We start from the raw sequence: 26175 nt of genomic DNA on the forward strand, positions 1-26175 counted from the left end.
ATCCCGAATAACCAGGTGTTCGTTTTTTGAAGTGCGAACACCGCGAACACTTACGAACACGACTTGTTTTTTAATAATTATGTCATTGCGAGCGATAGCGTGGCAATCTCTTTACGACAAGTAATTAACCTTGTCTGTCCGAATTACATAGGGAGATTGCTTCGTTCCCCGCAATGACATGTCTTTTTTTAGAACTATGGCTGTCATCCTGAGCTTGTCGAAGCACGGTGGGCAGGCCACTCCGCGCGATCCTTCGACAAGCTCAGGATGATAGGCTCGTTACGATTTAATGCCTCTGCTTACCTACCACACCTTCAACCCAAATTTATCAGCCCATTCTTGTGCCTTGTCGTAACCGGCGTCGGCATGGCGGAAGATACCCATCGCGGGATCGTTATGTAAAACACGTTTGAGGCAGGTGGCCGCTCTTTCGGTACCATCGGCCAATACCACCATGCCCGCGTGCTGCGAATAGCCCATGCCTACCCCACCTCCATGATGGAACGAGATCCACGTGGCTCCGCCCGCCGCGTTGGCCATGAGGTTGAGCAACGGCCAGTCGGATACCGCGTCCGAGCCATCCTTCATCGCTTCCGTTTCGCGGTTTGGTGATGCTACCGAGCCGCAATCTAAATGATCGCGACCGATCACTATCGGGCCTTTTACTTTGCCTGTTTTTACCAGTTCGTTAAACAATAACCCGGCTTTTTCCCTCTCGCCCAGGCCCAGCCAGCAGATACGTGCGGGCAATCCCTGAAAGGAAATTTTTTCCTGCGCATTTTTCAGCCATTTGATCAGGGGTTTATCTTCCGGAAACAGTTCCATCAGCGCCTTGTCTGTCGTATAAATATCTTCCGGATCGCCGGATAGGGCCACCCACCTGAACGGTCCTTTACCTTCGCAAAAAAGCGGACGGATATAGGCTGGTGTAAATCCCGGGAAGTTGAACGCATCGGGTTCGCCACCTTGTTTGGCAAACTCGCGCAGGTTGTTGCCGTAGTCAAAAGTAACGGCCCCCTTGTTTTGCAGCTGCAACATCAGGCCCACATGCCGGGCCATGCTTTTGAGCGATAACCTTTTATACTCAACCGCATCCTTTTTACGGAGTTCTGCTGCCTGGGCCAATGATAAACCATTAGGGATATACCCATTTAGCGGGTCGTGTGCCGATGTTTGGTCAGTTAATATATCAGGGATAATATTGTCTTTTAGCAAATGCTCCAGCAAATCGCCGGCATCGCTTACGAGGCCAACCGACAGTGTTTGTTTTTTGGCGATAGCTTCCTTTACCCAGGCAATCGCCTCGTCGTAAGAGTGGGTCATCCTGTCGATGTATTGTGTATCCACTCGTTTTTGAATGCGAGTGGCATCAACATCAGCACCTAAAAAAACGCCGCCTGCCATGGTTGCGGCCAGTGGCTGAGCGCCACCCATTCCGCCTAAACCGGCACTTATTATGAGCTTGCCGGTTAAATCTCCATTAAAATGCTGGTTGCCGCATTCCACAAAGGTTTCGTAAGTGCCCTGTAAAATGCCCTGTGTACCGATGTATATCCAGCTGCCTGCCGTCATCTGGCCATACATCATCAGCCCTTTGGCACGCAGTTCGTTAAAATGCTCCCAGTTAGCCCAGGCCGGTACCAGGTTGCTGTTGGCTATTAATACGCGCGGTGCCTCCGGGTGACTTCGGATTACACCCACCGGCTTTCCCGACTGGATCAGCAGTGAATGATATTCATCGAGCTCCAGCAGCAGTTCAATAATTTTCCGAAGCGATTCCGGGTTGCGGGCTGCCTGGCCGATGCCGCCGTACACTACGAGTTCGTCGGGGTTTTCGGCAACCTGGCCGTCAAGATTGTTGAGCAGCATGCGTAGCGGCGCTTCTGTTTGCCAGCTTTTGGCATGCAGCTGTATGCCGCGCGGCGCTTTATACAACGGGTGACTGGCGTAGGTTTTAATAAATTCCGAACTCGTCATGGCTGAGATTTATATGGTTGCTGATGGCCGCTTCATCGGCTGTTGCCAGAATGGAGCCATCGGTAATTATTTGATGTAAACTGTTAATATCGTCGGCAAAAACACGGTCGTCCTGTATGTGGGGCACGTGTTGACGTACTTTGGCGTGTATAGCCTCAATAACCGGAGTTGATTTGAGCGGTCGTCTGAAATCGACCGCTTGCGCTGCGTACAGTAACTCAATAGCCTGTATATATTCCAGGTTATCGATCACCTGGTGCAGCTTTCGTCCGCTCACTGAGCCCATGGATACGTGGTCTTCCTGCCCTAAGGAGGTGGGCACACTATCGGCGCTGGCCGGGAAACACAGGGTTTTATTCTCTGTGACCAAAGCAGCCGTAGTGTACTGTGGAATCATTAAACCAGAGTTTAGCCCGGCATTATGGGTAAGCAGTTTGGGCAGGCCATAGCGCCCCTCGCTCATGAGGTAGCAGCGGCGGTCGGCAATATTGCCCAGCTCAGCCGCGGCAACGGTGGCATAATCAAGCGGCAAGGCCAACGGCTGGCCGTGAAAATTGCCCCCGCTAATGGTATCATCGGCATTAAAAATTACCGGATTATCGGTTACAGAATTGAGTTCAATTTCCGTTAGCTCTTTAAGATGGAGCCAGGCATTACGGGATGCGCCATGCACCTGCGGCATACACCGTAATGAATATGGATCCTGTACGCGGTCGCAGTTTACGTGCGATGAATTGATCTCGGAGCCGTTCAATAAAGTAAACAAACGACCGGCCACATGCTTTGTCCCCTTAAACGGGCGAATTGCATGCAGGCGCGCGTCAAACGGCCTGGCCGAACCCATCAATCCTTCTAACGAAAGTGCACCAATCAAATCGGCACGGTCAAGGGCATCGTTTAACCTTTGAACAGCCTTTACGGCAAAGGCGAGTATAAATTGTGTACCATTAATTAAGGCAAGTCCTTCCTTAGGCCCTAATACTAACGGTTGCAGGTTATTTTTTTTTAATAGTTCGCCGGCAGCAAGGGCTTCGCCCTTTTCATATACCTTACCTAAACCAATCAGCGGCAAAAACAGGTGCGACAATGGCGCCAGATCGCCGGAAGCCCCAACCGAACCTTTCGGGAACTATAGGAATGATGTCGTTATCAATATGCCAAATGATGCGCTCCAGGGTTTCGGGAGCAACACCCGAGTAGCCCTGCGCCAAAGCCTGCACTTTGGTGATGAGCATGAGCTTGGCAATTTCCTGCGAAATGGGGTTGCCTACCCCTACGCTATGGCTTTTAAGTATATTGCTTTGCAGCAGGCTGGTATCTTCTTCAGAAATGCGCGTATCGCACAACGGACCAAAGCCGGTATTTATACCATAAACCGGATGATGCGCGTGAACGATCTTTTCGACCTCGCGCCACGAAGCCCGGATGGCCCTATTGGCATCTGCATTAATGATACCCTTTGTTTTGCCCGAAGCTATATCCAGGCAAATACCAATGGTTAAATGATCGGTACCATAATTAAATATATTATTCATGGCGGGCAAGGTTTGATTGTTTACTAATGTTACGACTGATGCGATTAGCCAGCGGATAGGTTTGCAGCGCACTTTCAAGTGCGGTAATAGCCGGCAATAATTCCTTACAACCCAATTCGCTGTTCATCATCTCGTTCATGGAAGTATCAACAGCCTCCCAAACAGGCTTTATCCGGGTAAGTAATTCCCTTCCCTTATCGGTAAAGGTTACCTGTTGCTTACGGCCGTCTTTTGCGTTGGTAGTAGTGGTTAGTAAGCTTTTCTGTTTAAGATTGGTGATCAATTGACTGGCAGCAGGGTGGCTTATCTCTATCTGCTCGCTGAGTTCTTTTATTGACAAGGTGTTATGCTGCGACAACAAATAAAAAACCGGGAACCAGCTGGCTTCAAACTCGATACCCTCCTGCTGATAAGCACGGTTAATCTCGGACAAAAAAGACTCGCTGATGCGCCTTAACCGACTGCCCAAAACCAGGTATCCTAAACGCTTGTATAAATTCATGATGCAATTTATATAAGTACTTATATAATTGCAAGTTTTTGATGCAGGATATTTTAAAAAACGCCATTACAGCAAATACTTACTATAAAAATATTTGCACAAATGTTGATATAATGGTAAATACGAAGCCGCCTGCTAAAACTTAAAGCTCAAATGCGGGCCGGTTATGAGTATTTTAAACAGATCTGTTTTTTTACAATACCCTCCAGTACCGACCTGAAGATTACCGGCTTTAAACATGTAAATGATTGATATCCCTTTCCCAAAACAATAGGAGGAAAAGCGCATAAAAAAAGCAGACAATGTATTAACATAAATAGTTTTTATATTAACGGTTTATATTGCCAATTTTTACACTGTCTATTCCCCATGATTTAATCAATGATTCACGCATAGCATGGGCCAATTGATAGGTTGATTGCCGAGTAGGTGAAGCAAAACTATCAATGTTTTCAGCTTTAGCAATAGCCATCATCCCACCTTCTATACTCTTTTCCTCTATTAAACTTAATTCTCCCCAATAAAGCTCAGCAAAACGTTTTGTTGCGTTAATAACCTCTGCCTCCGTGTGCTGGGTTTTGGAAGCTAAAATTGATGCATTATATAGTGCATCCAAATACAACTTTTGCCTTAGCTCGAGAAATGGCTTCGCGGCTTCAATTTTCCTTGACTCCGCATCAATTTTGCTCAGTTCTACTTCCTTTTTTCTTGATTCGGCTTCTTTTTCTTTAGCCCTGCTAAATTCCATTACGCTGATAACTATGCCTAAAACTATACTTATTGTAGAGATGACATTGGCGATTGTTTTAAACGTTTCAGATTTGTCCATAAGTAATAAATTAAATGATTAATTAATAAAATTAGCTCTTGCTTATTTACTGTAGTGATTATTCATTCCCGTATAAAACAAGTATTACTTACTATTCCCTTGCCTTCTTCTGCTCCCTTAACATCATTCCATAATCCATTCTGCGTAGCATGGCGTTTATGGTGGCTGCTATGCGGTTGGCACGGGTTTGATCGGCTTTGGCGCTGTCAATCCATTTTATAAAGTAACCACGGTGGCTTTCGCTAAGGCTGTGGAAAAACTCGCCGGCTTCAGGTTCAAATTCAAAACATTCCAGGAGATCGGCAGGTATAATGTATTTAAAATCGTCATCGGGTTCTAAACATACGTGCAGCATGGCGCCACGGTGTTTGCGCAGGGCCTTGCAGATCTCCCTTTTTAGTGCCATAATAAAATTACCCCCGCCTATGGGCATCAGGGCCATTCCGGCAACAGCCAGCGCATCCAGCTTTCCTTTTACCCTGAACGACTTCTTATTACCGGGTTTCATCTGCTGCGCTACATCGGCCGGAATTTCGATATAGGTCCAGCCCGTTTTTTCGCCCTGTTCGCCAAATTGTAAAATAATGGTATCAAATTCAACCATTCAGCCGCTTTATTATATTTCTATTGTTAAGTATTTAAAAAAAGACCCAATATGTTAAATATTCGTTAAATCATCAAAATAATTAACATTAATTGTAACGTAAGGCATGGTGCCGGTGTCTTAAGAGTATAAAATTAATTAATAATACACAACCTTAATACCAATCCAAATGAAAACTTTAAAATCAATAGTACTCGGCTTAGCTTTATTAATAGTTTGCGGCGTTGCCAAAGCTAACATATATACCGACGGAGAAAACTTAACCCAGGATTACGCTATCAGCACTTATATTGACGCCATGACCCATGGCAAATTAAAAGGGCTGAATGAGGTGTTAGACTCAGATGTTAAATTCAGTATGTTACGTGGCAAAACAGTGTTGAACTTTACCAGAAATGAAATGCTGGAATCGTTAAATGCCTCTAAAAATGTAGAACAGGAATGCACCACCACCACATCGGTTGTTGAAAGCAATGAAGCAATGGCTGTTATAAAAGTTGATATGCAATTTCAAGGCTTTTTACGCTCCAATATGGTAACTGTTACCAATACCGGTAAAGGCTGGAAAATAACCAACGTTTACAGCATTTTTAAATAAGTTTAGTTTTAGTTTAGTGTTAAATATGTAAGTAGAGAGCCCCGCGATGCGGGGCTTTTTATTTAGTTTATTTTTAGTGTAACGTATTGAAAATAAACGTTGTCTTATAGATATACAACTTAAATGATATCTAAACAACGAAAATATGAAAACATTAAAATTAATAATATCCGGCATTGCTTTGCTGATAGTATGTAATACCGCAAAAGCAGACATCTATGAAGATGGTGAAAATTTAACAAGAACCTACGCTATTAATACCTATGTTGATGCCGTGACCCGCGGTAAGCTGCAGGGATTAAATGATGTGGTAGATCAAAATGCAAAATTCAGTTTGCTAAGCGGCAAAAAAATCCTGAGCTATACCAGAGATCAGGTATTTGAATCATTAAGACTCATTAAAAATATTGAGGAAGATTGTACCACCAGCACATCAATTATGGAAAGCAACAATGATATAGCCGTTGTAAAGGTTGACATGCAATTTGATAAGTTTGTACGCAGTAACTATGTAACCATTGCCAACACTGGCAAAGGTTGGAAAATCACTAATGTTTACAGTGTTTTTAAACAGCTTTAGTTTAGCGTTAAATATAAAACAGAAAAAGCCCCGCGTTGCGGGGCTTTTTCTGTTTTAGTTTACCAATGGCTGCAATACGGATTGCCATTTATCATACCCTTTAGGGTTGAGGTGCAGGTAATCTTTTTTAAACAACGAAGAATCGGGCAGCGATGTGCCGGGTTTATTGGTAACGGTAACCAGGTCAACAAAATGACTTTGAGGTTTATTTTGCATCCAGGCTTTAATAAGTTCATTGGCCTTTGCAACGGTTCCGTAATATTTGGCCCTTACCGGGCTTGGTTTTATAGACAGGAAGTAGATCTCGGCCTGGGGTAACTGCTCATGAATCATTGTCCACAGTTTACCAAATTCATTAGATACATAGACGGCCGACCTGCCAGCGGATATATCATTGTCGCCGGCGTAGATAAATATTTTACGCGGATGATACGGAAAAAGAATATAAGGTGTGTAATATTCAACCACTTGTTGCAACAGGCAGCCGCCAACCCCACGTTTAATAATAGGCTTATCGGGAAACCGCTGCTCCAGATCGCTCCATAAACGGATGGAGGAACTTCCAATAAACAGTATACCGTTTGGTTTTGGAAAGTTTAAGCTGTCCTGGTGCTTAAAAGCCTTTATCTCGTTTTCAAACGGAAAACCTTGCTGGGCAAATACATGTGCTGCAAAAGCGCAACCAATAAAAATTAAAAGCAGTTTTAGTTTCATATTAAGTAATTAATCGTTCTTCAAAAAATAAAAAAGGGAGCTGATTTTCAATGCCTTTTATCACCCATACAGGACCGCCCCCCGCATATAACAAGATCTTGATAGGGCTGTTTTGTTTTTTTTCAACTTCGGCCAGTACCTGCAAACATGAACCGCAGGAGGTAACCGGTTTGGTAAGCATAAACTCGTCTGTTTGAGCGGTTATGGCCATAGCTTCAACAGGATCATCGGGGTGGTTGGCGCCCCAGTAAAACAAGGCTACCCGCTCTGCACAAAGCCCCGACGGATAAGCCACATTTTCCTGGTTACTGCCGTAGATGATTTTACCGCTTTGCAGCCGCAGGGCGGCACCTACCCTGAATTTTGAATATGGTGAATGGGAATTTTTTAAAGCGTTGGCCGCCTCCAGGCACAGATCATAATCGGCGGTGTCCAGATCTTTCAGCGAATCATATTCGTCAAAAGCAATTTTTATCTCATGGTTAATCATAACAAATCCCCCACATAAAAAGCGGGGGAAACAAGATAAGGCTTAATTCTTAAACTTCCAAAATTTGGCTGTAGAGACGCATGTGATGTGTCTCTACGCAAATAAAATCGTGGTAATCAATTAATCGTATAAACTCGGGTTCAGACGGCTTACACTGCAACCGGCAGGGTTAAGCTTTCGGCCTCTTCGGCAATAAGCGGGTTAATGCTTTCGTCATCCTTTTCAACCCGCAGGTTATTAACGATGTGCAGCTGACGGCTTGGCGTATTTTTACCCATAAAATATTCAAGCAGACCTTTGATGTTGGCATCCTTCAATATCACCGGATCAAGACGCATATCTTTACCTATAAACAACCCAAATTCATCGGGTGATATTTCGCCCAAACCTTTAAAGCGGGTTATTTCGGGTTTGTTGCCCAGTTTGGCAATAGCGTTTTTACGTTCTTCATCGCTGTAGCAATAAATGGTTTCCTTTTTATTACGAACACGAAACAAGGGTGTTTGCAGGATAGATACGTGACCGGCCTTTACCAGGTCGGGGAAGAACTGCAAAAAGAAGGTCATGAGCAACAGGCGAATGTGCATGCCATCCACATCGGCATCGGTAGCTATTACGATGTTGTTGTAACGCAGTGCATCCAAACCATCCTCAATATTAAGCGCGTGCTGTAGCAGGTTAAATTCTTCGTTTTCATAAACCACCTTTTTGGTTAGCCCGTAGCAATTAAGCGGCTTACCTTTCAGGCTAAACACGGCCTGGGTCATTACATCGCGCGATTTGGTGATCGATCCGCTGGCTGAGTCACCTTCCGTAATAAACAGAGTAGTATCCTGGCGGCGTTCGTGTGTATCTTCAAAATGCAGTTTACAATCGCGCAGTTTGCGGTTATGGAGCGATGCTTTTTTGGCGCGCTCATTGGCCAGCTTTTTAATACCGGCAATATCCTTACGTTCGCGTTCTGACTGCAGGATGCGTTTTTCTAAAGCATCTTTTACAGCCGGATTTTTGTGCAGATAATTATCCAGTTCCTTTTTAACGAAGTCGTTGATAAAAGTACGCACCGATGGCCCTTCCGGACCAATATTTTGCGACCCCAGCTTGGTTTTGGTTTGCGATTCAAATACCGGCTCCTGTACCTTAATGGCAATAGCAGCTACGATAGAGGCGCGGATATCTGAAGCGTCGTACTCCTTTTTGTAAAACTCGCGCACGGTTTTCACAACTGCTTCGCGAAAGGCCGCCTGGTGCGTACCGCCCTGGGTGGTGTTTTGCCCATTTACAAAGGAGTAATATTCTTCGCCATAAGCCTGGCCGTGGGTCATGGCTATCTCAATATCCTCGCCCTTAAGGTGGATGATAGGATAGCGCAGTGTTTCTACATCGGTATTACGGGTCAGCAAGTCATAAAGACCGCGCTCCGAAAGATATTTTTGTCCGTTAAAGTTAATGGTGAGGCCAGAGTTCAGGAACACGTAGTTCCAGATCATGCTTTCAACAAACTCTGGTATAAAGCGGTAATGCCTGAAAATGGTATCGTCGGGAATAAAGTTTATAGCAGTACCGTTGCGCTGTGTGGTTTCCTTTTCGGCTTCGTCGCGTACCAGTTCACCTTTGGCAAATTCGGCCAGTTTGGTACGTCCATCACGGTATGACTGAACCACAAATGTGTTCGACAACGCGTTAACCGCCTTGGTACCCACCCCGTTTAACCCAACCGATTTTTGAAAGGCCTTGCTATCATATTTACCACCGGTATTAATTTTTGATACGCAATCAATCACTTTGCCCAAAGGTATCCCGCGGCCATAATCGCGCACGGCTACTTTCTGGTCGCTCATATTTACCTCAATGGTTTTACCCGATCCCATTACAAACTCATCAATAGAGTTATCAATGATCTCTTTCAACAATACATATACACCATCATCGTAAGCCGAGCCATCGCCCAGTTTACCAATGTACATACCGGGGCGTAAACGGATGTGTTCTTTCCAATCCAGCGAGCGGATACTATCTTCACTATAATTAACTGCGTCTGCCATTTATAAAGTAGATTTTTAAAAACTGGTGCCAACATGCACCAAATGCAAAAATATAGTTTCGGTTCTGAACTTATGGTTCAAAACTGTCAACTTATTAACATTATGTTATCAGGATTTAAATTTCAGGCAATTAGTAGCCCTGTCAATATTCTTAAAAAACTCGGGGTCTTTTTCGTTGGTAAAACAAACCATCATAATGGTGCCCGTATGGTTACGCTGAAGTGTAATGAGCAGGGCGTATTTGTAATGCTTGGTAGCGGGCAGGTCGAGCAGGTTAAGCAGGTATGATTTTCCCGCGTCGGCGTTGTAGCGGTCAAGCACGTTCTGGGGCATATTGCGTACAAAATAATTCCTGTCGCCTGTAAAAGCTGTGGCATGCGCCTTACCCATATCCAGGTATAATGAATCGGGATTTGCAAGTTGTTTATCGCTATCATTTTGCGACCGCTCATAACTGGCCCAGTTTTCTTTTTGTGATTTTACCTGGAACCATACTTCAAAATCCTTACCCGGCATTTCCATCGCATAGTCGAAAGAAAAATCCTCATTATTTACGGCGGCAATCTCCCTAAAACCTTTTGGAAAGGTAAAACTAACACTGGCCTGGGCCAGAAGCACTGAAAACTCTTTATACTGATCGCTAATACGGTTTGTATTTTTAACCTGTACCTGAGTAGCCTTCTTTTTAATGTGAGTATGCCGATGAGGCTTTACCTGTGCGCCTCCGTTAGTAATACAAAACAAAAGCACAAGCTGCAGTAATATCCACTTAGTTTGTTTAACAATAGCTTTCATTTTCAGAGAAAATACAAAGTGCTTTAAAGTAACCTAATAAAGGTAGAAATACAAATCAAAACTAATTAAAAATTTAATGAAATGAACAAAACGCCTTATCCGGTTGTTACTGGTCATCTCTCAGTATACGTAAACGTATTATTAACTTATTTATTTAGTTTTTTTGCAAATATCATCAATAAAAATCATTTGTATTCGTATTATCGGCGCTTGTTTATACCTTTATTTGATACATACGTAAAATCTAATGGATATACAGTAATTAGTAAAATTTTTGTTATATCATTTGGGGTTGTTACCATAATATACAAAACATGAAATACGAAGATATCCCGCTTATAAATAACGAGGCCATCCATAACTTTGAGCTTACCGTTGATGGTGTACGTTCATTTATCGATTACAAAAAAAGAGGTGAGATCATATACCTGATACATACCGAAGTACCGGAAGAAATGGAAGGCAAGGGCATAGCCGCGGCCCTTGTTGAAAAAACATTTGCTTACCTGGAACAGCACAATTTAAAAATGGTTCCCCTTTGTACCTACATACAAACCTACCTGAAACGTCACCCCGAATGGAACAAGCTGCGGGCGGTATTTGATTGATAAAGGGAATATTATTTTTGCGCCAATCTTAGCGTTGTTGGAAGCAGTAAAAAAAGCTGTCATTTCGAGGAGGAACGGCGAGACATCTTATACGCCCGGCAAATTTACGCGGCATACCGTATAAGATTTCTCTTTCGCACAACGCTCCTTCCGGCCCGTTGCTCTACCGAAATGACAAGTTTTTATATTTAGTACGGCGATGTACTTACAGCTGTCCACCCGCCATCTACCACTATGTTTTGCCCGGTGATATGGTTTGCCTGCGGCGATACCAGGAACAATACGGCAGCCGCCACATCCTGTACAGTAGCTGGCCGCCCCATGGGCGTAATGCGCGACCAAGTATCCTGATAACCAGCATCTTCCATGGTTCGTTCGGTTAAAGTGGCACCCGGAGCTACCGTGTTAACCGTAATTTGGTAGGGCGACAGCTCAATCACCAAACTTTTAGCCAGCATTTCGAGCCCGGCCTTGGTCATGCCATAGGCCGCAAGATCCTTATGTGCCTGGTGCCCCGTTACCGACGACATGAACAGGATACTCCCGCCGCTTTTTTGCTGTATAATTTGCTTTGCCGCACGCTGGGCCAAAAAGAAACTGCCCTGCAAATTGAGGTTCATTACGCTTTGCAGCGATTGGACCGGGTACTCCAAAAAATCACCAAAAAGCGTGATGCCCGCGTTGGCTATAGCTATGGTGAGCATACCAAAGTGCTGCACGGCGGTATCAACCATTTGCTGTATAAAATTTATATCGGCGGCATCACCGGCCAAAGCAATACAATTACCGCCAAGTTTACAAATAGCATCGGCCGCTTTGGCAACAAGTTCCGCGCTTACATCATTAATAAGTACCGCCGCGCCTTGTTGGGCAATTTGTTTGGCAATTTCAAAACCTATACCCTGCCCCGCTCCTGTTACTATAGCTACCTGCCCGGTAAAATTATTAGCTGTCATATTTTATTTAGGTTGATATTTTAGTTGTTGTTAGTGATTCGGCTCACCCGACCATCGCTGCGCTTGGCCACCCTCTCTCCGCCTTAGGCGCAAAAGAGGGTATTTTTAAAATGTCATTGCGAAGAGGAGCGACGAAGCAACCTCGAACTATTTATGTCTCCTCTGGAATGTACGCGATTGCCTCGTCCCTCGCAATGACATGGTTTATCTCTTTCCCTTCGCCCTCTTTCCAGCGGAGCTGAAAAGAGTACCGACCAGCGAAGTGCAGTCGTGGTGAGTGGACTCAATCAATAATTCAATAACTCAATAATTCAATAATTAATCAATGCGAATCCCGCACTACCTCGCTTCCCGACCCGCCTTTTAAAAAGTCAAAATCGGCGCCAAGGTGAGCCTGCTCTACATGGGTTTGGTATAAATGCACATAGCCACGTTTTGCAATATTGGTATGCAATGTTAGTCGCTCTTTTCTGGCAGCAATTTCCTTATCGCTTACATCAAGGTGCAGGGTTCCGGCATAGACATCAAGATTGATGATATCGCCATCCTGCACAATAGCCAGCGTGCCCCCAACGGCAGCCTCGGGCGATACATGCAGCACCACCGTACCAAAACCCGTACCGCTCATACGCCCGTCAGATATCCTTACCATATCGCGCACGCCCTTATCCAGCAGCTTTTTGGGGATGGCCATATTGCCTACCTCGGGCATACCCGGGTAACCTTTGGGGCCAACATTTTTCAACACCAACACATTGGTTTCGTCAACCTCCAGGTTAGGGTCGTTTATTTTATTTTTATAATCTTCAATATCTTCAAATACAACGGCGCGCCCAGTGTGGATCATCAGTTCGGTACTTGCCGCCGATGGTTTCATTACCGCACCGTTCTCGCATAAGTTGCCCTTCAGCACCACTATACCTGCCACCTCATTAAAAGGCTTTTTCCAGGTGGCTATCAGGTCGCGGTTAAAACATTCGCTGCTCTCATAGTTATGGCTCATCGGTTTACCGCTTACGGTAATAGTGTCGCCATGTAATACGTCGCGCAGTTCTTTCATTAGCGCGGGCAGGCCGCCTGCGTAATAAAAATCTTCCATAAAATACTGTCCTGATGGCTGCAGGTTGGCCAGCAGCGGGATCTTTTTAGCGATAGTATTAAAATCGTCCATATTCAGGTCGACCCCGATACGGGCAGCAATGGCCAGCAAATGAATAATAAAATTGGTTGACCCGCCGATGGCCGCGTTAACGCTGATGGCATTTTCAAAAGCTTGCGGGGTAAGTATGTCCGATAGTTTCAAATCTTCCCGAACCATATCCACAATACGGTTGCCCGATAAATGGGCCAGCACCTTGCGGCGTGAATCGGCAGCGGGGATAGCAGCATTTTCTGCCAGCGACAAACCCAGCGACTCCACCATACAAGCCATCGTAGAAGCCGTGCCCATTACCGCGCAATGGCCGCGGCTGCGGGCCATACAGGCTTCGGCGGTGTACAGGTCTTCATCGCTCATATGCCCTGCGCGGTTATCTTCCGAAAACCGCCATATATCAGAGGTGCCAATGTCGTGCCCCCGGTACTTGCCGGTAAGCATTGCCCCGCCCGATACCACAATAGTAGGTATATCTACACTGCAGGCACCCATAATGAGCGCTGGTGTTGTTTTGTCGCACCCGCAAAGCAGCACTACGCCATCAATAGGGTTGGCCCGGATAGATTCTTCCACATCCATGCTCACCAGGTTGCGGTACAGCATGGCGGTAGGTTTTATCAGTGTTTCGCCCAATGACATTACGGGAAATTCAACCGGGTAGCCACCTGCTTCATAAATACCGTTCTTTACCGATTCGGCCAGTTCCCTAAAATGCGCGTTACAGGGCGTCAGTTCCGACCATGTGTTACAAATACCTATAACCGGTTTACCCTGCAACTGGTGCGCGGGTATGCCCTGGTTTTTCATCCAGGCCCTGTATATAAAACCATCTTTGCCCGTTTTTCCAAACCAGCCCCTGCTCCTTAGTGGTTTATCGCTCATAAATTATTGGTGTTTGAAGGTTCAATAAGCAAATATATATTTCTGTAAATCGTTTCAGATATAGATTACGTAGATAAGAAAAATTTATTTCCTCATAAACCCTTTCCCGTTGACTATAAAGTACAGATAGCAATGATGAGAGGAAAATCAATTCCGTTTATCAATATATTTTATATACTGGTTTTTACATATATTGCATTACCAAAAGCAATCCTACTTATCTAACTGATCATGACCAAATACCTTTTGACCTTGCTATTGATGACAAGCCTGAGTTGCTTTGGGCAGGATTATAAGGCACAGTTAGCCAAACACCGGGAAGGCTATATGAATGATTTCCTGAAAGATGATCGCTCTCCCCTAAAAAAAGACGATTTGCAATTTCTCCGCTTTTACGATGTCGACAGCACTTACCAGGTTACCGCCACCGCCGAGGTTTTAATGAATCAGTCGGCTTTTGTAATGCCTGTATTTAGCGGCACGGCGAAAGAATATGAGCGTTATGCCATTATCAAGTTCACATTAAAAGGCAAGCCTATTCAGCTTACGCTATATAAAAGCATAGCGCTGTCAAAAAATCCGTTATATGCCGATTATCTTTTTTTGCCCTTTACCGATGACACCAACGGAACACTCACTTACGGCGGAGGCAGATATATCGATCTGCGCACGGGCGACATCAAAAATGGTTCGGTAATAATAGATTTTAATAAAGCCTACAACCCATACTGCGCTTACAGCGGCGGCTACTCCTGCCCCAAACCACCCGACGAAAACCGCGTAAATATGGATGTGGAAGCCGGAGAAAAAATATTTGCAGGCAAAAAAAAGCATTAATTTATTATTAGCGGGAATCTGATGGAATTTCTACTTAAACAAATATCGCAGCTAGCTATTAAATTAGGGGATGTTACATTTACCGATGAACAGATCAAATCTGATTGGCTGGGAAATGCTCCGGCTTCGGCGACAGAAATAAAACTCGCGGAAGACAGGTTAGGCGTAGAATTGCCGCAGGACTATAAAGATTTCCTGTTGGTAACCAATGGATTTTCAGCTCCTAACGATATAGAGCCAACCTTTGAGCATGTTAGCAACATTGATTTTTTAAAAAATATAGACAGCGATTTAATTAATATTTGGAGCGAGGTGGAATTGGTGGAAATAGGTAAAGAGTTAGCCAAAAGTATAGTAATCGCCGGTATTAACGAGGAACAGTACTTTTTGCTGATCCCGCCAGATTCGGCCGGCGAAAAATGGAAGTATTGGAAATTTGCGTCATGGCATCCGGGCGAACATCCCTATAGAAACTTAGAAAGCTACTTCAGGTCGGTTTCTCATTTTATAAGAGATATGGTTTCAAAGGGATAAAGCCGAAGTAAGCCCATTTATGGCGTTCAAAATCAATGCCCTTTCCCCCAATTTTTATTCCTGCAAAAAATCCTTTTCAAATTAAAAAAAGTACGTTATATTCACATTTTCAAAGCAAGTGTTTTCCGTACACTAATTATAAACCAAAATACTGATGTTCAATATGATCAAAAATTTACCCCACGCTATCGCTAAAAAATTACAATCGATTGCGATGATAGCATCACTCTCGGTTTTTTGCCTGTCAATGCAGGCTTCCGCCACAGTAAAATCATACAAAAAAAGCACAGATGGCGTTACTTTTTCTTTAGATAAAGGCCTGATGAAAGTACTGGTTCGCCGGGCTGATATTATTGAAGTGAAGTACACCATATTTAACGTTTTTGAAACCAAACCTTCATTGGTGGTTAACAACAGCTGGAAAGTGCCAACTGCCTACCAGGTTGCCGAAAATAAAAGCGAAGTGATCATTACCACCACTAAATTAAAGGTGAGGGTAAACAAAGCTACCAACGCCATTACCTATACCGATTTAAAAGGCACGGTTATTACTGCTGAAGACAGCGACAATAAAACCATTACCCCGGCTACCATTGCCGGCATCAGTACCTATAATGTGAGCACACAGTTCAACTCTCCGGAAAACGAAGGCTTGTTTGGACTGGGCTGCCACCCGCTCGATTCTTTATCCATCAATTATAAAGGCCGTAACCAGGAGTTGCTGATCAAATACCTTACCGGTGCTATTCCTGTATTACTATCGACAAAAGGTTATGGTTTGCTTTGGGACAACTACTCAGCCTCTAATTTTTATGGAGCCGAAGCTGGCAACACCAAATTCAAATACGTATCCGAAAGCGGCAAGCAGGTTGATTATTATTTTTTCTACGGACCAAATTTCGATCATATCATCGACCTATACCGTACCGCTACAGGCCGCGCGCCGATGTTTGCTAAATGGGCTTTCGGCTTGTTCCAGTCGCAAGACAGGTATTTGAGCGAAGATGAGATCATCGGCGTTAAAGACAATTACCGCAATAACCACATCCCGGTTGACGTAATTGTGCAGGACTGGTATTACTGGGATCCGCTGCCTATCGGTTCGCATGTGATGAAACCCGAGCGTTATCCTCACCCAAAACAAATGGTTGATGAGCTGCACAAAGCCAACATCCACGCCATGATATCTATATGGCCGGTATTCGGCAAAGGTACTCCCAACTACGACGCGCTGGAAAAAATGGGCGGCCTGACCGATATAACCTGGGACAACGTAGTTACCCATACCTTTGATACTTATTATGACGCCCACAACCCCAAAGCCCGCGAGCTTTACTGGGACCAGGCCCGCGATAGCCTCATTAAACGTTATGGCTGGGATGCCTGGTGGATTGACCAGTGCGAACCAGACAACGGCGCCCTGCAGGATGCCCGTCGCCAAAGCAATTTCAGCATAGGTAAGGGTATTGATTATTTTAACACGTACTCGTTACAGCATACCAAAGGCGTTTACGAAGGCTGGCGCAGGGATATTCCGGGCAAAAGAGCTTTCTTTTTGGTAAGGCAGTCATTCGCCGGCGAGCAGCGCAATGCTTCAACCTTATGGTCGGGAGATATTGAGTGTACATTTAAAGATTTTAAGAACCAGGTGCCACAGGGTATTAATGCCTGCGCGTCGGGCTTGCCGTACTGGACGTCAGACATCGGCGGCTACCACTTCCACTGGAAACCTGCCGACTGGTCGCAGCCCGACAAGAGGGAACTGTTTACCCGCTGGTTCCAGTTTGGTACATTCAGCCCTATCTTCCGTATTCATGGCAAAGGTGAACGTGCCCTGTTCAGCAAAAACTGGGATGATAAAACCAAGGCTATTCTGCTCAATTTTGATAAATTGCGTTACCGCCTGCTGCCATACATTTATTCGCTGGCAGGCCGCGTAACTACCGATAACTATACCATTATGCGTTCATTGGCTTTCGACTTCAGGAACGACAGCAAGGTTTACGGCATACCAGATCAGTACATGTTCGGTCCGGCATTTATGGTAAACCCGGTTACCGAACAGTTATATACATCGGCCGATGCAGATAAAAAAGCCAAGGCCCGCCAGGTGTACTTACCTGCCGCCAGTAAATGGTACGATTTCTGGACAGGGGAACTGCTTGACGGCGGAAAAACCATCAGCGCGGCCGCGCCAATTGATATTTTACCGCTGTATGTAAAAGCAGGTTCCATTATACCAATGGGCCCCCACATGGAATATGCTACCGAAAAACCGGCCGACAATATCGAGTTGCGTATTTATCCCGGTGCCGATGGTTCATTCAAGTTCTACGAAGATGAGAACGATAATTATAATTACGAAAAAGGCCAGTATGCCACGTTCAACATCAACTGGAATGATAAAACCCGTAAGCTCAGCATATCCGACACTAAAGGCAAATTTCCCGGAATGCTTAAAAACCGCACGTTCAATATCGTGATGGTAAAAGGCTCGCACGGAGCCAATGTAGAAGTAACCGACAAGGCCGATAAGGTAGTGAAGTACTCAGGCAAAGCGTTGGCTGTTAGTTTGTAATCATGAAAAAGAACTAACAGCTTAAAGAAGCTGGTATGCTCTGTCAGGAGCTACCTGTTTGTATCCATAAATTAAACACGAGTTTTTGCTCCGTAGATGCAACCTACATCTTAAGATTAAAGGGTAGCCTCTACGACGCATAACAAAATTGACATTGCTTTGCTACAAATGGGTAGCTCCTACGGAGCACAGAATGCCGAATGAGTTTGGGCAATTTGTCACAAATATTAAAAAATATAAACCAATATTTTTAAAGAAGCTGGTGTGCTCCGTCAGGAGCTACCTGTTTGTAGCCAAAAATTAAACACGAGTTTTTGCTCCGTAGGTGCAACCCTTAATCATGTGTCACAGAAATATTATAAAGGATGATAATTTGTTTCAGACACCATTGGTCTATATTTATTACCTTGCCTTTGAGTAAATCGATTTAACAAAACCAAATTATAAAGCATTAATCTTGAACCCTACTTATACCCCATCGCCAGGAAAAATATTAATGCTGCTGGCTTTATTCTTACTTTCCTTTCAGGCAAACGCTCAAAAAAAGAACGCCGGGTATCAGTATCACATCCGCAAGGCTGCCGGCCCAATTACCATTGATGGGATAATGGAAGATACCTGGCTTAAAGCAGACTCAGCAAGTAATTTTTTCATGGTGCTGCCTATGGATACCAGCCGGGCCAAAGTACAAACCCAGGTGCGCATGACTTATGATAACAACAACATTTATATCATCGCGATATGCTACACTAATGGCCCGGGGCAATACATGGTAGAGTCGATGAAGCGCGATTTCAACTTTGTAAAGAACGACAACTTTATATTTTTCCTTGACCCTTTTGATACCCGTACCGATGGGTTCAGCTTTGGGGCCAATGCCGCAGGCGGCCAGTGGGACGGCACCATGTACGAGGGCGGCAAGGTTGACCTGAGCTGGGACAACAAATGGGTATCGGTAGTAAAAAATTATCCGGACAAATGGATATTTGAAGCCGCCATTCCGTTTAAAACCATCCGTTACAAAAAGGGTGTTGGCGTATGGGGCATTAACTTTAGCCGTAACGATCTTAAATCTTCCGAAAAATCAAGCTGGACACCTATTCCGAGGCAGTTCCCTACCGCGTCGCTCGCTTATACCGGTTCGCTTGTGTGGGATGAATTACCGCCCGAGGCAGGCACCAACATTTCGCTTATCCCCTATGCGCTGGCCGGTGTTTCAAAAGATTACCAGGCCAAAACCGGGGTAGCCTGGCGTAAGGAAATTGGTGGCGACGCTAAAATTGGTCTTACCTCGTCTTTAAATCTCGACCTTACCGTGAACCCCGATTTTTCGCAGGTAGATGTGGATCAGCAGGTGGTTAATTTAAATCGTTACGAATTGTTCTTCCCCGAAAAGCGCCAGTTCTTTTTAGAAAACGGCGATTTGTTTGCAAATTTTGGGTATACCGATATCAGGCCATTTTTTTCCCGGCGTATCGGATTAAATGCCCCCATCAGGTTTGGGGGAAGGCTTACGGGTAAGCTGGATAAAGACTGGCGCGTGGGCCTTATGGATATACAAACCGGCGAATCAGATGTTGCCTCCAGTCCGGCCGAAAACTTTGGCGTGCTCACCCTGCAGCGCCGTGTGTTCGCGCGTTCCAATATTGGCTTTATGTTTATTAATAAAGATGCCACGGGCTCGGCAACACCGGGTAACCAGTACAATCGCAATATAGGTGTGGAGTATAATCTGGCATCGTCAAACAACCTGTTAACGGGTAAACTGATGGGAATAAAATCATTTACCCCGGGCTTAAAAGGACATGACCTGGTGGCGGCCGGACACATACAATACCTCAGTAAATACTGGACCATGTATATCCAGGATCAATATGTGGGCAAAAATTACACCGCCGGAGTAGGTTATGTGCCGCGTGTTGGTTATAATAAGATCAGTCCGCTGTTGTTACATAACTTCTTCCCAAAATCGGGCGGTATTTTAAGTCACGGTGTACAGATCATGTCGAACTATTACTTCGACGAAAACTTTAAACGCACGGATAATGAGAGTACACTTTCGTACCTCATTACCATGCGCAACCGCAGCACATTCACATTATCGGCGGTTGATACTTACATTAAGCTGCTTGTACCTTTTGATCCTACCAATACAGGTAAAACGCCGCTACCCATTGGCACACGAAACCACTGGAATACCATAGACGCGCAATTTGTATCAAAACCACAGGCCCTGTTCACTTACCTTACGGAGGTAGCTTATGGGGGATATTACCAAAGCGGCAGTAAAACAAGCGTTACAGCACAGCTGGGTTACCGTTTTCAGCCTTATGTAAATATTGCGGTTAATACTTCGTACAATGATCTGCGCCTGCCACAGCCTTACGGCAATACCAATTTCTGGCTCGTTGGCCCGCGAACCGATATTACTATAAGTAACAAGCTCTATTTTACGACCTACGTGCAATATAACGGTCAGGTTAAAAACATCAATACCAATATCCGTATGCAATGGCGCTACCAACCAGCATCAGACTTTTTTATTGTTTACGGCGACAACTCGACCCCATCCCCATTCATGGTTAAAAACCGTCAACTGGTTGTGAAGTGGACGTATTGGTGTAATTTGTAATCGAGCAGTAAGTTCTCACTTAATAAAACTAACACCACGCGTCATTGCGAGGAACGAAGCAATCTATATGCTGTACAGGGCGGTAATGCAAGGCGTATACCCGCTCTTGGCCGCGGGAGGGCCAGTTACTTTTGTCGCCACAAAAGTAACTAGACCGAGCGAAGCGAGATAATGAGCACCAAAAAACAAAAATAACTGCGAATAACGGCTTTCAGCAGAGAGGCTTCTTTGCCGCACAAGGCCTTTACCCTGCAAAGCAGACAGAACCACAGGCTGCAATTATTTTGCTCCACTTCGTTCGCACAGGCCTCTCCATAGCAAAAACTTGCAATGCCCTGCCATCACACAGTCCATCATGTTCTGTCCGCTTTCACCCGAAGCTTATCTGCTGACGGGAAGAATAATGTAAATGAGAAATGATTGATACGCAAATACCACCTTGTTTTACAAGTTAAAACACATATTTTTGGGCTCTACCTATCAAACCATGTTAAAGAGTTATACTACCCTTTTTTTTGTTTTAGCTGCTGCTATAACTGCCGGGGCACAAACTAAAAGATCATCTGCAAAAAAAGATACTGTTACCCATTTGCAAACGGTTACTGTTAAAGGTTATCTTAGCGAGCAACCCGTAATCAGCGTACCTGCCTCGGTAAGCGTGCTCGGTGCTGCGCAGTTAAAATTACAGCCCGATAATTCATTTGTAAGTGCACTAAACACTGTTCCGGGGGTACGGGCTGAGGAACGTTCGCCGGGTAGTTACCGTTTGTCTATCAGGGGGAGTTTGTTGCGTTCGCCTTTTGGGGTGCGCGATGTGAAAATATATTTTGACGATATCCCCCTCACCGATGCCGGGGGCAATACCTATTTAAATTCTATTGATATCTCGGGTGTACCCGGTGTCGAGATTTTGAAAGGCCCCGATGGAAGTTTGTTTGGCGCCAACTCCGGCGGGGTAATGTTGTTGAGCTCCACCAACAAATACGCCGATAGCAGTTATCACTCGGTTGGCATCAACACCGGTTCGTACGGACTTTTTCATGAAAAGGCCAATATACAGCAGCAGTTCGGCAAAAACCTGCTTAACGTTAACCAAAGCTACCAGGCTTACCAGGGCTACAGGCAAAACAGCAATATGAGCCGTAACTATGTTCAGGTGGCCGATAAATGGAACTACAGCGGCAAAAACGAACTGCGTTTTCTGGGCTTATATTCTGATCTTACTTATCAAACGCCGGGTGGGTTAACGCTTGCACAAGCCGCCGCCGATCCGCGCCAGGCCAGGCAACCAACGCCCGTTGTTCCCGGTGCCCTTCAGCAACATATTGGCATTACGACTACCATGTACCTGGGCGGACTGGTTAATGAATACCATTTCAGTAACCGTTTCCGCAACGTGCTGGCAGTTTTTGGCAATCACGTTGATTTTGCCAATCCCTTTATTACCAATTTTGAGCAGCGCAGCGAAAACACCTACGGTTTCCGTACTTATTTTGAACTGGCCGGTTTACCACAGGAAAACATTAACTGGAAGGTTAACCTCGGTATGGAGTGGCAGCAAACCAATTCGCGCATCAGCAACTATGGCAATAACAGGGGCGTAAAAGATACCACGCAAACCAGCGACGATATACACAGCAACCAGCATTTCATATTTGCCCGTTACTCGGCCGACATTTATAAACGCCTGCACCTGGAAGCTGCATTGAGCCTCAACTGGTACGAGTATGATTTCAAAAATCTTTACCCTTTAAACCAAACCGATTTTACCAATCGCAATTTTACGCCGCAGCTAATGCCAAGACTGGCGCTGAGCTACCAGTTTATGGATAATTTTATCTGGCGCGCATCGGTAAGCCGGGGATACTCTACCCCTACAACGGCCGAAGTAAGGCCGACTGATAATATTGTAAACACCGGCCTACAGGCCCAATACGGCTGGAACTATGAAACCGGCTTTCGCCTGCGCAACCAGGACGAAACCATGTTCCTGGATGTATCTGCCTTTTATTACCGAATTAACAACGCTATTGTACGCCGTTTAAATGCCGATGAAACCGAACATTACATCAATGCAGGCGGCACCAACCAGCCTGGGGTGGAGTTGTCGTTTACCGACTGGCTCATTCATCCCAACACCAATCATTTTGTACGGGGCTTGCAGTTTAATGAATCGTTCACGTTCAGCAAATTCAAGTTCAGGGATTATGCCGATGCCACCACCAGTTACTCAGGCAATGCCTTAACAGGCGTACCGCAGCAGGTTTTTGTAAGCAGTTTACAGATCAGGTTCCCACAATATATCTCGTTGTTCGCGCAGCATAATTATACTTCAAAAATCCCGCTGAATGATGGCAATACCGTTTATGCCAAATCATATAACCTGCTGCAGGCCAAAGTAAGCTGGCAGCCAACCATAGGCCACAGAACGCACCTCGAAATTTATGCCGGCGCCGAAAATATCCTGAATCAAAAATACAGTCTGGGTAATGACCTTAATGCTGTTGGAAACCGTTATTATAACCCATCACCATTAAGGAATTATACTGTTGGGATGGGAATTAGTTTTTAGTTTTGAGTAGTAAGTGATGAGTTTGAGTTTAAAAAATGATTTAATCTTATTCATAACCAGATTCACAAATTATCATTAAAGAAGAAGTCTGCAACCTAAATCTTGCAGACTTCTTCTGCTATAATGAACTCTTTACTCAAAACGCATCACTTACTACTCAAAACTCCTAACACCTACGGATTCAAATTATTGCTTCCACCTTCGGCTACGTTACTGCCACGGCCTTTAACGTCAAAGACGCGGAACTTGATCACGCCGCCTTTGTAGTTTACCGGGGCTGTGTATAACTTACTTTTATCGTCAGGATCTTTACCGTTGGTAGTATAGCGAATGCTTAATCCCGGAAATTCTACATTGCTCAGGTATTTGCCATCCTGCAGACTGATGCCCGGTTTAGGGATACGGTAATTGAACCCGCCATCATAATAGCTTAACCGGGGAAGCTCACGTTTACCCAGCACATTTAAAAAGCCCGACCAGGCCTGCTGGTATCCCTGCTGTGCTTTAACCGGATCGGTTTCAGTAGCCCATTTAGGGTCAGCAGCCCAGGCACGTTCGGCCAGGGCCAGCAAACGCGGGAAGATCATGTAATCCATGCGCTCGGTACTTTTAACGGTTTCGGCCCATAGTGCGCCTTGCAAGCCCACTATATTGCTTTTACCATAGTCCGTAAGACGTTGCTTGCCTATAAATAATGAACGGTTAATAGGGTTACCATTTTTATCAACATCGGCATTTTTAAAGTAATCAAAAGGGATAAATGAGTAAAATTTATCGATACCTAAAAAGGCGCCCCAGTAATAACCCGGTTCATCAAATGACTTATAATTAGCCATGTCAAAATACAAGTTGGTAACGCAGGTAAGCACTACCTTATACCCGGCATTGGCTAAACGATAGGCCAGGTCTTCCTGTCCGTCGCCTAAAACATTGTTCCACACATCTGCCTGCAGGTGTTCATTTGTAAAGTCGGGATTAGGTACATAGGCAAGTTTGCCATCAAGTGTGGTTTTGCGCAGGGCCATTTCTTCCCAGCCAGAAAGGCGCAGTCCTTTGGCTTTTAATATTTGGTTTACATGGCCATAAAAGTAATACCATAAATCGTTGGTGCCTTGTATCTCGGGGTGGGTTGCTTTCAGGGCCAGATACGCAGGGGATTTTTCCCAAACATGTGCGGGTACTTCATCGCCACCAAAATGGATGGTTTGCAAAGGCGCGCCGGCTTCTTTATAAGTAGTAATGATATCGTTAACCACAGTCTCTACAAAATTATAGGTAGATGGCAGCGCCACATCAATCACGTTATCATTCCAATATTGTACTGAGCGATACTCCGATTCATCTTTCAGATCGCGCAGGAGATGTTTTTCCGCTTCAGCCTTTTTACCTTCAGCCATCAGGCGGTCATACCGGGCATCCATGGCTTTAATAGGCGCGCGGGCATGGCCAGGAGTTTCGATCTCGGGAATCACAGTAATGTGTCTGTCGGTAGCGTATCTTAATATCTCTATGTATTCAGCCTTCGTATAAAACCCGGTACCCACAGTATTATTTACATCCGGTCCTGAACCGTGCGATGGTGGTAAAAAATGCTTACTATCCAATGTATGGCCGCGTCTGCTCCCAACGGAAGTCAGCTCTGGTAATGATGGAATTTCTAAACGCCAGCCCTCATCATCAGTCAAGTGCAGGTGCAGGGTGTTCAGTTTATACAGGCTCATGGCCTCCAGCAATTTCAACACCTGTTTTTTTGGCTGAAAGTTACGGGCCACGTCAAGCATTACAGCACGGTAACCAAAACGGGGAGCATCTTGAACATCAACACAAGGTATTTGAACAGATTTTGGCGTTTTTACAAATGCTGTTGCCGGTATCAGTGATTTTAAAGATTGTATACCATAAAAAGCTCCGGTAGCAGTTGAAGCGTTAATGGTGATATTTTTCGGTGTAACCTTCAGTTCGTATCCTTCGGGAGCTATGCCACTTACTTTGGTTAAATTAATAACCGAAGCATTGTTTTTGGTATCAACCAGTTGTTTGCCCAGTAAACTACTTATAATTTCTTTAAGTTGAGCCGCTTCTCTGGCAAAATCATTATCAGCAATAACAGTGGTTTTATCATCCAGATTGAAAGTTCCGCTTGTTTCCTGATAACTTAGCGGTGTAGGGAAAACTTTTGTCAACTGCCCGGCAGGAATATCAGCAATGGTTTTATTGCGATCGAAAACAATCTCTGGCGTTACCAGGCCTTGGTATGTAGGCTTATACGGCTCAATAGTGAAAGAGGTGATGGAATATCCTTTGTCGGGCTGCGCGTCCCAAACCATATAGATACCTTCGGGCGCATCGGTAACGTTTACCACCGGATCGTCATTGATATACTCAATACGGGTAGATGCGCCGGGCTTTAGCTCTTTAAAACCATCTGTCGGGGTAATGCTATACAAATCGCCGTTTACCTGGTTTATTTTAGCGTTGCCGGTTACCGCGTTTTCGGTAAAGCCGCGGCCCGAGTTAAAATAGAATTTCCAGCCACCGGCAGGCAGCACATCATGCCCGGTATTAGTGATTATTAACGCGGTTAATGATTGGTTTTTATTCTGATAATTATTATCAACCACCTGCCAGGTCATGCGCAGATCGGACACTTTAAACTTAATTTCGTCGGTAACAGTAAAGGCGGTGCTCATGAAAACGGCAGCCACCAGCATCATGGTAAAAATTTTGCGCATTGTAAACAGGGGTTTAATA

19 protein-coding genes and 1 pseudogene are annotated in these 26175 nt (G+C 44.8%); 8 read left to right on the top strand and 12 right to left on the bottom strand.

Annotated elements, in window-relative coordinates; genetic code table 11:
* Positions 1 to 303: 303 nt before the first annotated feature.
* The 5 genes and pseudogenes from hutU to SNE25_RS29220 all read right to left on the bottom strand — a co-directional run bounded on the left by hutU (position 304) and on the right by SNE25_RS29220 (position 5447).
* Positions 304 to 1977 (bottom strand): urocanate hydratase, encoded by a 1674-nt coding sequence (gene hutU / locus SNE25_RS29195; RefSeq protein WP_321562535.1) that lies wholly within the window; start codon positions 1975 to 1977, stop codon positions 304 to 306.
* Positions 1955 to 3512: pseudogene (gene hutH / locus SNE25_RS29200) on the bottom strand (histidine ammonia-lyase). Before hutH ends, hutU begins: the two are co-directional and overlap by 23 nt.
* Positions 3505 to 4014: a MarR family winged helix-turn-helix transcriptional regulator gene (locus tag SNE25_RS29210; RefSeq protein ID WP_321562538.1), complete on the bottom strand. Its 510-nt coding sequence runs from the start codon at positions 4012 to 4014 to the stop codon at positions 3505 to 3507. The pseudogene hutH and the gene SNE25_RS29210 overlap by 8 nt, the downstream one beginning before the upstream one ends.
* Before the next feature lie 328 nt (positions 4015 to 4342).
* Positions 4343 to 4843 carry a hypothetical protein gene (locus SNE25_RS29215; RefSeq protein WP_321562539.1) on the bottom strand — a complete coding sequence of 167 codons (501 nt, stop codon included), beginning with the start codon at positions 4841 to 4843 and terminating at the stop codon, positions 4343 to 4345.
* Positions 4844 to 4934: 91 nt separating this feature from the next.
* Positions 4935 to 5447, bottom strand: coding sequence for a YdeI/OmpD-associated family protein (locus SNE25_RS29220; protein ID WP_321562540.1), 513 nt, complete (start codon positions 5445 to 5447; stop codon positions 4935 to 4937).
* 169 nt (positions 5448 to 5616) lie between these two features.
* Here SNE25_RS29220 and SNE25_RS29225 point away from each other — a divergent pair, with 169 nt between their 5' ends.
* Both SNE25_RS29225 and SNE25_RS29230 read left to right on the top strand, forming a co-directional pair.
* Positions 5617 to 6045, top strand: a complete 429-nt coding sequence (locus tag SNE25_RS29225; protein ID WP_321562541.1) for a nuclear transport factor 2 family protein — start codon at positions 5617 to 5619, stop codon at positions 6043 to 6045.
* Positions 6046 to 6190: 145 nt separating this feature from the next.
* Entirely contained in the window at positions 6191 to 6625 is a 435-nt protein-coding gene (locus SNE25_RS29230) for a nuclear transport factor 2 family protein (RefSeq protein WP_321562542.1), read from the top strand.
* 54 nt (positions 6626 to 6679) lie between these two features.
* Here the strand turns inward: SNE25_RS29230 and SNE25_RS29235 are convergent, their stop codons facing one another.
* The 4 genes from SNE25_RS29235 to SNE25_RS29250 form a co-directional block, all read right to left on the bottom strand.
* Positions 6680 to 7339, bottom strand: coding sequence for a GDSL-type esterase/lipase family protein (locus tag SNE25_RS29235; RefSeq protein WP_321562543.1), 660 nt, complete (start codon positions 7337 to 7339; stop codon positions 6680 to 6682).
* A gap of 1 nt (position 7340) precedes the next feature.
* The gene (locus tag SNE25_RS29240; RefSeq protein WP_321562544.1) at positions 7341 to 7829 is read right to left on the bottom strand and encodes a cytidine deaminase; all 489 of its coding nucleotides are present in this window, start codon (positions 7827 to 7829) and stop codon (positions 7341 to 7343) included.
* Positions 7830 to 7978: 149 nt separating this feature from the next.
* Entirely contained in the window at positions 7979 to 9874 is a 1896-nt protein-coding gene (locus SNE25_RS29245) for a DNA topoisomerase IV subunit B (protein WP_321562545.1), read from the bottom strand.
* Between the two features lie 108 nt (positions 9875 to 9982).
* Positions 9983 to 10669, bottom strand: coding sequence for a hypothetical protein (locus SNE25_RS29250; RefSeq protein WP_321562546.1), 687 nt, complete (start codon positions 10667 to 10669; stop codon positions 9983 to 9985).
* 314 nt (positions 10670 to 10983) lie between these two features.
* Here SNE25_RS29250 and SNE25_RS29255 point away from each other — a divergent pair, with 314 nt between their 5' ends.
* Positions 10984 to 11277 (top strand): GNAT family N-acetyltransferase, encoded by a 294-nt coding sequence (locus SNE25_RS29255; RefSeq protein WP_321562547.1) that lies wholly within the window; start codon positions 10984 to 10986, stop codon positions 11275 to 11277.
* A 188-nt stretch (positions 11278 to 11465) separates the two neighbouring features.
* Here the strand turns inward: SNE25_RS29255 and SNE25_RS29260 are convergent, their stop codons facing one another.
* Both SNE25_RS29260 and SNE25_RS29265 read right to left on the bottom strand, forming a co-directional pair.
* Positions 11466 to 12233: an SDR family NAD(P)-dependent oxidoreductase gene (locus SNE25_RS29260; protein WP_321562548.1), complete on the bottom strand. Its 768-nt coding sequence runs from the start codon at positions 12231 to 12233 to the stop codon at positions 11466 to 11468.
* A 322-nt stretch (positions 12234 to 12555) separates the two neighbouring features.
* A complete protein-coding gene (locus tag SNE25_RS29265) occupies positions 12556 to 14271 on the bottom strand; it encodes an IlvD/Edd family dehydratase (RefSeq protein WP_321562549.1) in 1716 nt (571 codons plus the stop codon).
* A 231-nt stretch (positions 14272 to 14502) separates the two neighbouring features.
* Between SNE25_RS29265 and SNE25_RS29270 the strand changes: the two genes are divergently transcribed.
* The 5 genes from SNE25_RS29270 to SNE25_RS29290 all read left to right on the top strand — a co-directional run bounded on the left by SNE25_RS29270 (position 14503) and on the right by SNE25_RS29290 (position 23424).
* Complete coding sequence (locus SNE25_RS29270; protein WP_321562550.1) at positions 14503 to 15108, top strand: DUF1684 domain-containing protein; 606 nt, start codon at positions 14503 to 14505, stop codon at positions 15106 to 15108.
* Positions 15109 to 15129: 21 nt separating this feature from the next.
* Entirely contained in the window at positions 15130 to 15642 is a 513-nt protein-coding gene (locus SNE25_RS29275) for an SMI1/KNR4 family protein (RefSeq protein WP_321562551.1), read from the top strand.
* 214 nt (positions 15643 to 15856) lie between these two features.
* The gene (locus SNE25_RS29280; protein WP_321562552.1) at positions 15857 to 18220 is read left to right on the top strand and encodes a glycoside hydrolase family 31 protein; all 2364 of its coding nucleotides are present in this window, start codon (positions 15857 to 15859) and stop codon (positions 18218 to 18220) included.
* A gap of 457 nt (positions 18221 to 18677) precedes the next feature.
* Positions 18678 to 20852, top strand: a complete 2175-nt coding sequence (locus tag SNE25_RS29285) for a carbohydrate binding family 9 domain-containing protein (protein ID WP_321562553.1) — start codon at positions 18678 to 18680, stop codon at positions 20850 to 20852.
* A gap of 487 nt (positions 20853 to 21339) precedes the next feature.
* Positions 21340 to 23424 carry a TonB-dependent receptor gene (locus SNE25_RS29290; protein WP_321562554.1) on the top strand — a complete coding sequence of 695 codons (2085 nt, stop codon included), beginning with the start codon at positions 21340 to 21342 and terminating at the stop codon, positions 23422 to 23424.
* A 173-nt stretch (positions 23425 to 23597) separates the two neighbouring features.
* Here SNE25_RS29290 and SNE25_RS29295 read toward each other — a convergent pair whose 3' ends face one another.
* The gene (locus tag SNE25_RS29295) at positions 23598 to 26156 is read right to left on the bottom strand and encodes a family 20 glycosylhydrolase (RefSeq protein ID WP_321562555.1); all 2559 of its coding nucleotides are present in this window, start codon (positions 26154 to 26156) and stop codon (positions 23598 to 23600) included.
* Between the last annotated feature and the right edge of the window lie 19 nt (positions 26157 to 26175).

Origin of the sequence: Mucilaginibacter sabulilitoris, assembly GCF_034262375.1 — a bacterium.
GTDB classification, from domain to species: Bacteria; Bacteroidota; Bacteroidia; order Sphingobacteriales; family Sphingobacteriaceae; genus Mucilaginibacter; species Mucilaginibacter sabulilitoris.